Genomic DNA, 12,501 nt, shown 5'->3' with positions numbered 1-12,501 from the left:
TGCTGGGGGTCCGGCGGGTGCGCCGCCTTGTCCGGGTCAGGTCTGGTGCAGGGCTTCGATGGCTTCGGGCGACAGGTCGCGCACGCGCGCCCATTCGCGGGATTTCGGCGAGTTCAGCAGGCCAAGCGGGTCCATCCGCTTTTTCCAGGCCAGATGGCGGTAATCGGCCTTCTTCATGCCGCCATCCTCGATGATGCAGGAATGGGGGTCCGAGACGGGGCAGCCATGGGCCTGATAGAGGGCCATGATCTGATACAGCCGTTCATCGGTGGTGTATTTCACCAGAGGCAGGTCGAAGGAAACGACGTCGCCGCCCATGCGGGCAAATTCGTGGTGCATGTAGACGTCATCGCCAAGCACCGCCCGCAGTTCGGCCACCTTGGCAACATTCACCGGTGCAGGAAACAGAACCTGAAGGTAGGTCACGCTGCGATCGGATTTCAGGGCCTGCAGGGTGGTGTGGTTATACGAGAACTCGAACACATGCGGCAGCTTGCGCGCGGTCCGCTCGGCCTCGTCCATGGCCAGGGCGACATGCCCCCCGTGGCGGGCGACCAGTGCACGGAAATCACCCATCTGATCGCGGGGGATCAGGGTGACCAGCATGGCGTGACCCTCGGGGACGATCCCTTTCAGGCGATCGAAATAGGTGCCGATGCGGGCGTCCAGCGTTGAACAGAGCTTGCGGCGGATCGTTTCCGACAGGGCCAGGTCGATGGCGGCTGCATGGCAAACGAGGTAGTCATCGAAGGTGACGATGCAGCCGATCCAGTCCTCTGTCGGGACGGTCCGCAGGGCCAGTTCGGTTATCACGCCGTTGATGCCCCAGGCGTGGTGGATCATGTTGATCCCCTCACCCGAGAACACCACCTCGCGCGGGGGATCCTCGGCCGAAAGCGCACGGATTTCCAGGATGTTGCCGGCGTCGCGCAACATGCCGTGGCTCACGGTGCCGATGCCCGCCGACCCGCCCGAGATGAAGCCGCCGATGGTGGCGATGTCCTGGGTCGAGGGGAAGATCGGCAGTTCGCGGCCCTTTTCCTTCAGCGCTTGGTTCAGCTTCGCGATGTTGCAGCCGGCCTGGACGCGGACGAAATCCGGGCCGATTTCCAGGATCTCGCCCATGGCGGTGGTGTCGATGATCAGGCCACCTTCCATCGGCACCGACTGACCGTAGTTGCCTGTCCCCCCGCCGCGCAGCGTCACGGGGACGCGGTGACGCGCCGCGAGGGAGAGACAGCGCGCCATCTCGGCGGGGGATTTCGGTCGGGCAACAAGATCGCCGAAGCAGGCCTTCAGGCGTCGATCCAGGATCGGGGAATACCAGAAGAAGTCACGGCTGCGCTTTCTGACCAGGACCGGCTCGTCGATCACCTCGACCGGGGCAAGGGCGGCTGCGAAGGCGGCCCAGTCGGTCGTGGTCTTGCCGGAGATGCTGCTCATGCGGGACGTCCAGGGTGTGGCGGTTCCCGAAAGCGTAAGCCTCGCGGTGGCAGCGTTCACGCAAGCAAAACAGGGGCGTGATCCGAATGGATTCCACGTCATCCGGCGGAAGGAAGTCAAGGCGCAAGCGAGGCTTCGGCCTTCTGCGCGTTGAACCGGGAAGAAAGGCCGTGCAGCTCGGATCGGCAAGGGCAGGTTTTGGGCTGTCGCGCAATCCCGCCATCAGGCAGCCACATCCCGAGTGCGACACCTGTGGTGACCTGCGGCAGGTTGCGGCCAAAGGGGGGCCGAAACACAGCGCAGGGACGGTGACGGCCGGCCTTGGCAGCCGATCGTGCCAGACGGGCCGAAAGATGGGTTCCGTCACACAGCAAGTGGCAAGTCGGATCCTGACGCCGGTCGCTGCGGCCTTGATCAGCCGAAAGATCTGCGCATGACCCGCTTGCCGGGCCAGGTCAGTCGGCAGTCAGCCGCACATAGCCTTGCGATTACCCGCGCCCGGACCGGCGATGCGGCCCCCGAAACCCTCGGGGTGCATCGGCCAGCTGCGCGGTGCGGCGCGGCGATGTTGCGATGGAGCGTCGGCATGGCTTAGCAGAACCGCGCGAAATCGGCGATCAGGCGGGCCAGGCTCCGGGCTGCATTGTCCAGAAGCCTCTGGCCCTTTTCTGCCGTGGCGGCGGCGGCATTGCCCACGGCGCCTTTCGGGTTAAGGTCGCCCATCAGCCAGCCGGGGCGCAGCGGCGCCATGCCAAGGCCCAGATCCGGGTGGGCCGCCTGCCATTTTCGATGGGCCGAGCCGAAATCCTCGGCCCGGTCCATGCGGACCAGCGCAGGATGCACAGCCAGCATGGCCGAAGTCTCGACATCGCCGGCATGAAGGCCGTTGCGCGCCTCGTCTTCGCCGGCGATGGCCCCTGCCCCGGCCAGGTCATCCCAGGCGACATGGGCTGTGACAAGGCCCAGCTCGGCGCGCAGGTCGCGACAGGCCAGCTCCAGAACCGCCCGGTTGCCACCATGACCGTTCAGAAGCATCACCCGCAGGATGCCCGCCCGGCGGATCGAGGCTGCAATGTCGTGAATGACCCGCACCAGCGTGTCGGCCGACAGCGACAGCGTGCCGGGCCACGCCAGATGTTCGGTGCTCTTGCCGATGGCCTGCACCGGCAAGGCCAGCACCGTCAGGTCGGACGGGATCAGCGGCAGGGTGCGGGCCAGGACCGCCAGTGTCAGATCGCGGTCCACCGACATGGGCAGGTGCGGCCCGTGCTGTTCGATCGCGCCGATGGGCAGGATCGCCACCGCATGCGAAAGATCGAGCGCGACGAAATCGGGGGCGGTCAGCTCGGCCCAATGCCCGATGTGGCCCATGCCTGCCCCCTAGACCGGTATGCGCGCAATCCGGGCGCGCACCCGGTCAAGATAACGGCGCCGCGCCGCATCAGTCTGGGTGTCCATCTCGTGCAGACCAAGCCAGAAGGTTCTGGTCCGCGGATGGGTGCAGAAGCGCAGGCCGCGCAGCATGATCTTGCGCCCCGGAGCACCGATCAGCAAGGTCCAGAACCACCAGGGCGAACCGAAGGTGGTGATCACGCCAATCAGCCGCACATTGGTCAGCGCGGGCCGCATGGCCTGCGTCGGGGTGGGCAGAGTGAAGGTGATGCCGGGCCGCCAGACCCGGTCCATCCAGCCCTTCAGGATGGCAGGCTGCGAATACCACCAGGTCGGATAGACGAAGATCAGTCCTTCGGCCCATTGCAGGGCCTCGACATGGGGCCGAAGGTCGGGCGGGGGCGGGCCTTCCTCGTTGTAAAGACGGCGTTCTTTTGTGGACATTACCGGGTCGAAGCCCTCGGCGTGCAGGTCGATCAGGCGGACATCGTGCCCTCTGGCAAGCGCGGTATCGACCGCCGCCTTGCACAGCGCGCTGTTGAAGCTTTCCGGCACCGGGTGGGCATGAACAAAGAGAAGGCGCATCAGCCGGGGCTTTCGACAAGGCTCAATCGGCGCATCGCGTGCAGCACGACGGTTGCCACGATCACCGCCCCGCCGATCAGGGTCAACTGGCCCGGGTTCTCGCCGATCACGGCCCAGACGAGAAGCGGGCCCAGGATCACCTCGAGCAGGGTGATCATCGTCACTTCGGGCGCGGGCAGGTAGCGGGGACCGAGGATCAGAAGCCCGACGGCCCCAGGCAGGATCACGGCGCCGGACAGCAGGATCAGCAGGGCCTGCGTGCCGGTCACAGGTTCGAAATCGGCGACAGGCAACGCAAGCAGCCCACCCAGGGTCGACCCCAGCGCCAGATGCGGCAGCATGTTGCGCCGGCCGGTGGTGCGAAGCGTGACGTAGTAGCCGGCGATCGTGAACGCGTTCAGAAGCGCGAAGGCATCGCCCAGAAGACGCCCGTGGCCAAGGCTGCCCGATGCAATGATCAGCACGCCCGCGAACACAAGCGCTATGGCCAGGCCCGTGGCGCGGTCGATCCGTTCCTTCAGCAGGACATAGGACAGGAGGGCGGCCAGGAACGGCGCAATCGCCAGCACCAGCAGCGCGTTCGCGGCCGAGGTGTATTGCATGGCAGAACACCAGGACAGCACCCCCGCCGCGTTCAGCCCGATGATGAGAAGGCCCTTTCGATCGAACCATTCGCCCCTTTGCGGCAGCGTGGCCGGCGCCAGCAGCAGGTTGCCCAGAATCAGGACGCCCCCGGCCAGAAGCCCGCGCCAGACCGCAAGCGCCAGCATGTCGCCGCCGATCAGCCGCATCAGCAGCGCATCGGGGACGAAGATCATCACGCCGGCCAGTGTCACGAGAACCCCGAACGCCTGCGGATTGCGCTGCGACAGGGCCATCATGGGGCAGTGCCGAACAGCTTTCGCAGGAAGCCGTAGAACCAGTCGGCCTGCGCGGCGTCATGCGCTGCCATCAGCGCATCCTGTTCTGCCTTGTCCTGCGCGCCGGGCTGGCCATAGGGCGCCCAGCTATTCGACTGCCAGCGACGGAAGCCTTCGATGGTGCATTCCGGATGGAACTGGACGCCGAAGGTTCTGTCGCCGTAGCGGAAGGCCTGGTTGGGATAAAGCGGGCTCGAGGCAAGCCGCACCGCGCCCTCGGGGATGGCGAAGGTGTGAAAATGCGCCTGGGTCATGTAAAGGGTTCGGGGAAGGAACTCGACGCCCTCGGGCGTGGGCGAGATCGGATAGTAGCCGAATTCGTGCACCGGATCATCGTAGGGGCCGACCTCGGCCCCAAGGACACGGGCGATCTGCTGGGCGCCCTGACAGATCCCCAGAAGCGGGATGCCCTGCGCCATGCAGGCGCGGATCCAGGCGGCCTCGTCGTTCAGGAAGGAGTGCTTGTCTTCCTCGAACACGTTGAACGGCCCGCCATAGACGACCGACCCTGCCACATCCGGACCGGGTGGACCCAGCATGTCGCCCTTGAAGGGTCGCGAGAAGACCGGCTCGAACCCGTTTTCCACGGCGAAGGTGACGACCCGGTCATCCGGCGGATCATCGCCGTGGCGGACAAGCACAATCTTGCGGGGCATCAATCCCTCCCTGTGGCACGCGGCTGGCATGCGGCCAGATTAGTCTGATCGCCCACGGCCCTGGCAAAAGGAAAACAGGGGCGTGACTACCGCTTTTTTTTGCCGCAAGCCGGCCGCGCGGCAGGAAACCTGCACCTGCGACAGCCGCAGGGACCGCAGTGTCCGCCCCTTTGGCGGAAGTCATTGATCCGTGGCCTGCATCGCGGTAGGTGAATTGTCGACAGAGTGTGTGCTGACCAAGGGGCAGGACATGGCCGAGACATCCGAGGAAACCCTTGCAGAACGCAAACGCGGCTCTGGGGTCAAGCTAGTCTACGAAATGCTGCGGGACGAGATCCTGACACTGACACTGCCCCCGGGACGGCCGATCGACGAGGTCAACCTTGCCGAACGCTTCGGCATGTCGCGCACGCCGATACGCGAGGCCCTGGTGCGGCTGGCGGGCGAAGGCCTGGTCGAGACGCTGCCGAACCGTTCGGCGATCGTGGCCAACATCGACTTTTCCAAGCTGCACACCTTCTTCGATGCCATCACCCTGATGTATCGTGTCACGACCAGACTGGCCGCCCAATATCACCGGCCCGAGGATCTGGAAGTGATCCGCGCCCATCAGGAACGCTATGCGCAGGTCGTGGCTGCACAGGATCCGCTGGCCATGATCGCGGTGAACCGCGACTTCCACGCCGCCATCGCCGAGGCCGGACGGAACCCGTATTTCACCTCGCTGACACTGCGGCTTCTGGACGAAGGCCGCCGCATCCTCCGGCTTTATTACCAGTCGTTCAACGACCGCCTGCCGCAGGAATATTCCGACGAACACAACGCGATCATCGCCGCGATTGCTGCGCGGGATATCGAACTGTGCGACCGCCTCGCGCGCGCGCACGCCGACCAGATCGTGCGGCAGATCCGCCAGTTCTTCGGGCGGGACATGCGTCAGGACGTGCCGCTCTAGCAGCCTCGATTCTTGTCGACAAATAAAATGCAAGGCGTATGCTGTCCGCAGATTCGACGGAACGCCTGTCCTGCGCGGCCCCGTCGACCCCCGATGATGAGGAGTTTCCGATGGACACCGCGATTTTCACCGGCGTCATTCCCGCCCTGATGACGCCCTGCACCGCCGACCGCAAACCCGACTATGATGCGCTTGTCCGCAAGGGGAAGGAGCTGGTGGCAGCCGGGATGTCGGCGGTGGTCTACTGCGGGTCGATGGGCGACTGGCCGCTTCTGACCGACGCCGAGCGCATGGAAGGGGTGGAACGGCTGGTCAAGGCAGGGCTTAAGGTGATCGTCGGCACCGGGGCGGTGAATTCGGCCAGTGCCGTTGCCCATGCGGCGCATGCGCAGAAGGTGGGCGCAGCGGGGCTGATGGTCATCCCTCGCGTCTTGTCACGGGGCGGCTCTCCCATTGCCCAGCGCAACCATTTCAAGGCCATCCTCTCCGCCGCGCCCGACCTGCCCGCGGTGATCTACAACAGCCCCTACTACGGGTTCGAGACCAGGGCCGACCTGTTCTTCGCCCTGCGCGCGGAACATCCGAACCTGGTGGGCTTCAAGGAATTCGGCGGGGCGAAGGCAATGACCTACGCCGCGGAACACATCACCAGCGCAGACGACAGCGTGATCCTGATGGCGGGGGTCGATACCGGGGTCTACCACGGCTATGTCAAATGCGGCGCGACCGGCACGATCACCGGGATCGGCAACGTCATCCCCAAGGAAATCCTGCATTTCGTCGAACTGGCGAAGGCGGCCGCCAAGGGTGACCTGGACGCCCGCCAGCGTGCGCAGGAACTTGGCGAGGCGCTGGAGGTATTGTCGTCCTGGGACGAAGGCTATGACCTGGTGCTCTATTACAAGTACCTGATGGTCTTGCAGGGTGACGCGGAATACACGCTGCATTTCAACCCGACCGACGAGCTGACACCCAGTCAGCGCGCCTGGGCCGAGACCCAGTTCAACCAGTTCAAGACTTGGTACGCCGAGTGGAGCAAGCTTCCCGGAGCCGTGCAGCGCTGCAAGGTCTGATCCCGGTCAACCCACCGCATCAAGACCGAGGTCGAGAAACCGTTGCAGCTGCGCGGCTTCGGCCTCGGTCAGCTCGATCCCCCGGGCCTCGGCCTTCGCGCGCGCTGCGAAGCGGCGTTCGGAAGGCAGCCGCGCCCCCTGCCCCGTGATCGCATCGAACAAAGCCTCGGCCCGGGCGAAGGGGTTCCCCGGACGGCCAGCGGCGAAGGCTTCCGGCGAAAATGCCAGCACCAGTTCGCCATGCATCGGTGCCAGCGTGGTGGTGCCCAGATGCGCCAGCGCCTCGGGGCTGGTCAGGTCGCCAATCATCGCGCCCGCCAGAAGTTCGATCATCGTGCCGATGGCCGACCCCTTGTGACCGCCGAAGGGCAGCATCGCCCCCGCCAGGGCCGCGCCGGGATCGGTTGTTGGACGACCCTCGGCATCGACCGCCCAGCCCTCGGGCAAGGGTTTGCCCGCCCGGCGATGCAGTTCGATTTCGCCGCGGGCTGCAACCGAAGTGGCAAAGTCGAAGACATAGGGGGCGCGATCCGGGCGGGGCCAGCCGAAGGCCAGGGGGTTTGTGCCCAGAAGCGGACGGTTGCCGCCTGCCGGGGCAACCGAGGCATAGCTTGGGCACATGACCAGCGCCGCAAGGCCGTGTTCGGTCACCGCTTCGACCTCGGGCCAGAGGGCCGAGAAATGCGTGCAGTCGTTCACGACCATCGCAGCCAGCCCCAGGCGGCGCGCACGATCGACCAGGAGCGGCAGACCCATCTCGAATGCAGGGCTGGAAAAACCGCCGCAGGCATCGACCCGGACTATGGGACCCTCGCCGGGGTGCAGCATCGGATGGGCGTTGCCGTTCACTTTGCCAGCTTTCAGGGTGCGCAGGACGCCCTCGATGCGGTAGATGCCGTGCGACTTGCAGGCATCCCGCTCTCCTGCCGCGATGACGGTGGCCAGCGCCCGGGCCTGGATGTCGTTCATGCCTGCGCGCCTCAGTATCGCATCTATCCTGTCCCGAAGCGCCGGTATGGACATGATGTGCTGCATGGTCGCGGTCTCCTGACGGTTCGAGATGCAGCCTATCCAGCTAATCTGCACACAACAAGTATGCAAAAGGCAGGCAGAGCAGATCCGGTTTCTGCCCTCCACCAGCAATCGCGAACCCGAATACAGGAAGCCCGGTGCGAAGGGCGGCAAACTTGGATACTAACTGTATACTGATTGTATTTAGCAATTGCTTTGTCCCTCTGCTGATGGGATAGTCCGCTACGGGTGACTCGTGCCCCCAAAACCTTCAGGGAGAGAGATGTGAAAACCTCGTTTTTTGCCTTCAGCCTTCTGGCTGTCTCCGCCGTCGCCATGCCGGCCCAGGCCGACAAGCTGGATGACATCATCGCCTCGGGCACGCTGCGTTGCGCCGTGGTTCTGGACTTCCCGCCGATGGGATCGCGCGACGAAAACAACAACCCGATCGGATTCGACGTCGATTACTGCAACGACCTGGCTGCTGCGCTGGGTGTGAAGGCCGAGATCGTCGAGACCACCTTCCCCGAACGCATCCCCTCGCTGATGTCGGGCCGTGTGGATGTGGCGGTCGCCTCGACCTCGGACACGCTGGAGCGTGCCAAGACCGTGGGCTTCACCATTCCCTACTATTCGTTCGAGAACGCCGTCGTGGCCAACGAGAAGGTCGAGATGGCGACCTGGGAGGACATGAAGGGCAAGGTCGTGGGCGCCACCGCCGGCACCTATGAGGCGATCTGGCTGGAAGGCAAGGTCAAGGAATGGGGCGTGGGCGAGTTCCGGCCCTATCAGACCCAGGCGGACGTCTTCCTGGCGCTGAGCCAGGGGCAGCTTGATGCCACCGTGGCTACCGTCGAAGTTTCGGAAGCCAACGTCAAGTCGGGCAACTTCCCGGGCATCAAGATTGTCGACAAGGCGCCGATGGTGCCCGACTATGTCGCCCTGATCACCCTGCGCGAAGAATACGGTCTGATCAACTACATGAACCTGTTCATCAACCAACAGGTCCGCACCGGCCGCTATGCCGAACTGTACAAGAAGTGGGTCGGAGACGGCGAGCCCGCCAGCCTGATCGTGGAAGGCGTCTACCGCTGATCCGAACGACCTGAGGCGACGCGGGGGCCAGTCCCCCGCTTCGTCCGTTCCTGCATCCTTCCGGGGCAGCCATGTTCAACTACAACTTTCGCTGGAACCAGGCGCTGAACTCGCTGCCCGACATGCTGCAGGGCGCGCTGGTGACGATGGAGATCGCGATCCTGTCGATGGTCATCGGCATCAGCGTCGCCATCGTGCTGACCCTGTTCCGTCTGTCCGGGAACCGCATCCTTTCCGCCATTTCCGCGACCTGGGTGGAAATCGCCCGCAACACCCCGGCCCTGTTCCAGATCTACATGGTGCATTTCGGCCTGGGCGGCTTCGGCGTGCATCTGTCGCCCTACCTGTCGCTGCTGATCGGGATCGCCTTCAACAACGCGGGCTACCTGACCGAAAACTTCCGCGGCGCGCTGAAGGCCATCCCCGATACGCAGACCCGCGCCGCGCGGTCGCTGGGCATGTCCTCGATTCAGGCGTTCCAGAGCGTGATCCTGCCGCAGATGCTGCGGATCTCTTTCCTGCCGATGACGAACCAGATGGTCTGGGCCATCCTGATGACCTCGCTGGGCGCGGTCGTGGCCATGAACACCGACCTTTACGGCGTGACCAGCGATCTGAACGCCCGGACCTTCCGCACGTTCGAACTGTTCGCCATCGCCGCCGTGATCTTCTACGTCATCACCAAGGTGATCACCCTGTCCGCCCGGCTGCTTGCGGCCCGGCTGTTCCGGTATTGAGGGGGCGCAGATGTTCGATACCGCCCTCACCACCAACGACCTGATCTTCCTGGCCAAAGGGGCCGGGATGACACTGATCGTCACCGCGATCTCGGTCTTCTTCGGCACGATCCTCGGGATCATCTTCGGCGTGATCCGCTACCAGATCGGCCCCTGGTGGGCCGCGCCGCTGACTTTCGTGCTCGACATCTTCCGGTCGATCCCGCTGCTCATCCAGCTGGTGCTGGCCAATGCGTTCGTGACCACGGTGCTTGGCTTCCGCGTGTCGGGCTTTGCGGTGGCCTGTGGCGTCCTCTCGCTTTACACTGCCGCCTATTGCGCGGAAATCGTGCGCGGCGGGATCGAGGCGGTGCCGCAGACGCTGCGGCGCGCGGCGCGGTCGCTGGGGATGACCTGGGGCCAGGACATGACCTCGATCGTCCTGCCGCTGGCCACCCGCGTGGCGCTGCCGTCCTGGATCGGTCTGGCCCTTGGGGTGATGAAGGATTCAGCGCTTGTCTACATCGTGCAGGTGGTGGAACTGCTGAAATCCACCCAGATCCTGATCACCCGCCTGCAGGAACCCCTTTTCCTGCTGATGATCTGCGGGCTGTTCTACTTCCTCATCTCCTTCCCGATCGCGCGGTTCGGCAGCTATCTGGAAAAACGGTGGTCCAATGATTGAAATCGAGAATGTCCGCAAATCCTTCGGCCCGCTCGAGGTTCTGAAAGGCATCAACCTGACCGTGGCCAAGGGCGAGGTGCTGACGGTGATCGGCGGCTCGGGCTCGGGCAAATCGACGCTTCTGACCTGCATCAACGGGCTGGAGCCCATCGATTCCGGCCGCATCCTGGTGGACGGGATCGAGGTCCACGCAAGGACGACGGACCTGAACAAGCTACGCCAGAAGATCGGCATCGTCTTCCAGCAGTGGAACGCCTTCCCGCACCTGACGGTGCTTGAAAACGTGATGCTGGCGCAGGTCAAGGTGCTGAAACGCTCGAAGGCCGAGGCCGAAGCCGAGGCGGTCCGCCAGCTGAATCATGTCGGCCTTGGCGACAAGCTTAAGGTCTATCCATCGAAACTGTCGGGCGGCCAGCAGCAGCGCATGGCGATCGCCCGCGCGCTGGCGATGTCGCCGGACTACATGCTGTTAGACGAGGTGACCTCGGCCCTTGACCCGCAGCTGGTGGGCGAGGTGCTGGATACACTGCGGATGCTGGCATCCGAAGGCATGACGATGATCTGCGTCACGCACGAAATGAAGTTTGCGCGTGAAGTGTCGGACCGCGTTGCCTTCTTCCACAAGGGCGTGATGGCCGAGATCGCACCGCCGGAAGAGCTGTTCGGTGCACCGAAGGATCCCGAACTGCAGAAGTTCCTCGCCGCCACGCATTAGGCCCGTCATGCCCCCCAAACCCGAGGTGATCGTCGTCGGCGCCGGCGTCGTCGGCCTGTCTGCGGCGCTTGCGCTGCAGATGCGCGGCCTGTCCGTGACGGTCGTGGATCGTGAAGGCCCTGCAGCCGGGGCATCGGCCGGCAATGCAGGCGCCCTGGCCTTTTCCGACATCCTGCCGCTCGCCTCGCCTGGCCTGCTGCGCAAGGCGCCGAAATGGCTGTTGGATCCTCTGGGGCCGCTGACGGTTCCGCCCGCCTATGCGCTGCGCATCATGCCCTGGATGCTGCGCTTCTGGCGGGCCTGTTCCCCGGCCCAGGTGCAGCGGTCCACCGTCGCGCAGACCGCGCTGATGGATCTGGCCCGCGCCGAGCTGGAACCCTTCCTGACCGCGACCGGCACCCTTCCGATGCTGCGCAAGGAAGGCAACCTTCAGGTCTACGAATCCGAGGCCGAATTCCGCGCGGCCCTGCCCGGCTGGAAGGTGCGCGAAGAACACGGGATCGAGGTCGTCCACATGGCTCGAGCCGAGATGGAGACCCTGCAACCCGGCCTCTCGCCCCGCTTCGTGCGCGGCACCTTCACGCCGGGCTGGCAATCGGTCACCGATCCGAAGGACTTTACTCTGGCTCTGGCCGAGCGCTTCCGGTCAAACGGGGGCACGCTGGCCAAGGGAGAGGTTGTTGCGCTGCGCCCCTCGGCCGAGGCGGTGTCCGTGGCCCTGGCCGGTGGCGACAGTCTTTCTGCCGGGCAGGTGGTTCTGGCGGCAGGCGCGCGTTCGCATTACCTTGCGCGCGGCCTTGGCGACCGCATCCCGCTGGAGACCGAACGCGGTTACAATACCACGCTGCCGGCCGACGCCTTCGACCTGCGAACGCAGGTCACCTTCGGCGGTCATGGCTTTGTCGTCACCCGTCTGACCAGCGGCATCCGCGTCGGCGGGGCGGTGGAACTGGGCGGGTTGAAGCTGCCACCGAACTTTCGCAGGGCCGAGGCGATGCTGAAGAAGGCGCAGGCCTTCCTGCCGGGGCTGAAGGCCACGGGTGGGCGGCAATGGATGGGCTTCCGTCCGTCGCTGCCCGACACCCTGCCCGCAATAGGCAAGGCCCGCGCGACGCCGCGCGTGACCTATGCTTTCGGCCACGGCCATCTCGGCCTGACCCAATCCGCCGCCACCGCCCGGCTGGTCGCCGATCTGATCACCGGCGCTACGCCGCCCATCGACCTGACCCCATTCTCGCCACAACGCTTCTGAGGC

13 protein-coding genes are annotated in these 12,501 nt (G+C 65.0%); 7 read left to right on the top strand and 6 right to left on the bottom strand.

What is annotated here, in order from left to right; genetic code table 11:
* Nucleotides 1–36: 36 nt before the first annotated feature.
* The 5 genes from EYB42_RS12250 to EYB42_RS12230 form a co-directional block, all read right to left on the bottom strand.
* On the bottom strand, nt 37–1,443 hold the full coding sequence (locus EYB42_RS12250; RefSeq protein ID WP_135450405.1) for an FAD-binding oxidoreductase: 1,407 nt from the start codon (nt 1,441–1,443) through the stop codon (nt 37–39).
* Between the two features lie 591 nt (nt 1,444–2,034).
* Nucleotides 2,035–2,814 carry a creatininase family protein gene (locus tag EYB42_RS12245; protein WP_135450404.1) on the bottom strand — a complete coding sequence of 260 codons (780 nt, stop codon included), beginning with the start codon at nt 2,812–2,814 and terminating at the stop codon, nt 2,035–2,037.
* Between the two features lie 9 nt (nt 2,815–2,823).
* Nucleotides 2,824–3,420, bottom strand: coding sequence for an NAD(P)H-dependent oxidoreductase (locus EYB42_RS12240; RefSeq protein ID WP_135450403.1), 597 nt, complete (start codon nt 3,418–3,420; stop codon nt 2,824–2,826).
* Nucleotides 3,420–4,301: a DMT family transporter gene (locus tag EYB42_RS12235; protein ID WP_135450402.1), complete on the bottom strand. Its 882-nt coding sequence runs from the start codon at nt 4,299–4,301 to the stop codon at nt 3,420–3,422. The genes EYB42_RS12240 and EYB42_RS12235 overlap by 1 nt, the downstream gene beginning before the upstream one ends.
* Nucleotides 4,298–4,996: a glutamine amidotransferase-related protein gene (locus EYB42_RS12230; protein WP_135450401.1), complete on the bottom strand. Its 699-nt coding sequence runs from the start codon at nt 4,994–4,996 to the stop codon at nt 4,298–4,300. Before EYB42_RS12230 ends, EYB42_RS12235 begins: the two co-directional genes overlap by 4 nt.
* Before the next feature lie 250 nt (nt 4,997–5,246).
* On the opposite strand from EYB42_RS12230, the gene EYB42_RS12225 reads away from it, so the two are divergent.
* On the top strand, nt 5,247–5,951 hold the full coding sequence (locus EYB42_RS12225) for a GntR family transcriptional regulator (protein WP_135450400.1): 705 nt from the start codon (nt 5,247–5,249) through the stop codon (nt 5,949–5,951).
* A 110-nt stretch (nt 5,952–6,061) separates the two neighbouring features.
* Nucleotides 6,062–7,024 (top strand): dihydrodipicolinate synthase family protein, encoded by a 963-nt coding sequence (locus EYB42_RS12220; RefSeq protein ID WP_135450399.1) that lies wholly within the window; start codon nt 6,062–6,064, stop codon nt 7,022–7,024.
* Between the two features lie 6 nt (nt 7,025–7,030).
* Here the strand turns inward: EYB42_RS12220 and EYB42_RS12215 are convergent, their stop codons facing one another.
* Complete coding sequence (locus tag EYB42_RS12215; protein WP_135450398.1) at nt 7,031–8,059, bottom strand: Ldh family oxidoreductase; 1,029 nt, start codon at nt 8,057–8,059, stop codon at nt 7,031–7,033.
* Nucleotides 8,060–8,320: 261 nt separating this feature from the next.
* On the opposite strand from EYB42_RS12215, the gene EYB42_RS12210 reads away from it, so the two are divergent.
* From EYB42_RS12210 to EYB42_RS12190, 5 genes are all read left to right on the top strand, one after another.
* Nucleotides 8,321–9,130 carry an ABC transporter substrate-binding protein gene (locus EYB42_RS12210; protein ID WP_135450397.1) on the top strand — a complete coding sequence of 270 codons (810 nt, stop codon included), beginning with the start codon at nt 8,321–8,323 and terminating at the stop codon, nt 9,128–9,130.
* A gap of 71 nt (nt 9,131–9,201) precedes the next feature.
* A complete protein-coding gene (locus tag EYB42_RS12205; protein ID WP_135450396.1) occupies nt 9,202–9,867 on the top strand; it encodes an amino acid ABC transporter permease in 666 nt (221 codons plus the stop codon).
* A 10-nt stretch (nt 9,868–9,877) separates the two neighbouring features.
* Nucleotides 9,878–10,531 carry an amino acid ABC transporter permease gene (locus EYB42_RS12200; RefSeq protein ID WP_135450395.1) on the top strand — a complete coding sequence of 218 codons (654 nt, stop codon included), beginning with the start codon at nt 9,878–9,880 and terminating at the stop codon, nt 10,529–10,531.
* A complete protein-coding gene (locus EYB42_RS12195) occupies nt 10,524–11,246 on the top strand; it encodes an amino acid ABC transporter ATP-binding protein (protein ID WP_135450394.1) in 723 nt (240 codons plus the stop codon). Before EYB42_RS12200 ends, EYB42_RS12195 begins: the two co-directional genes overlap by 8 nt.
* A 7-nt stretch (nt 11,247–11,253) precedes the next feature.
* Nucleotides 11,254–12,498 carry an NAD(P)/FAD-dependent oxidoreductase gene (locus EYB42_RS12190; RefSeq protein ID WP_135450393.1) on the top strand — a complete coding sequence of 415 codons (1,245 nt, stop codon included), beginning with the start codon at nt 11,254–11,256 and terminating at the stop codon, nt 12,496–12,498.
* Nucleotides 12,499–12,501 lie beyond the last annotated feature (3 nt).

The organism is Tabrizicola caldifontis (genome assembly GCF_004762095.1).
GTDB lineage: Bacteria > Pseudomonadota > Alphaproteobacteria > Rhodobacterales > Rhodobacteraceae > Tabrizicola > Tabrizicola caldifontis.
This window is presented reverse-complemented; position numbering and strand designations above follow the sequence as displayed.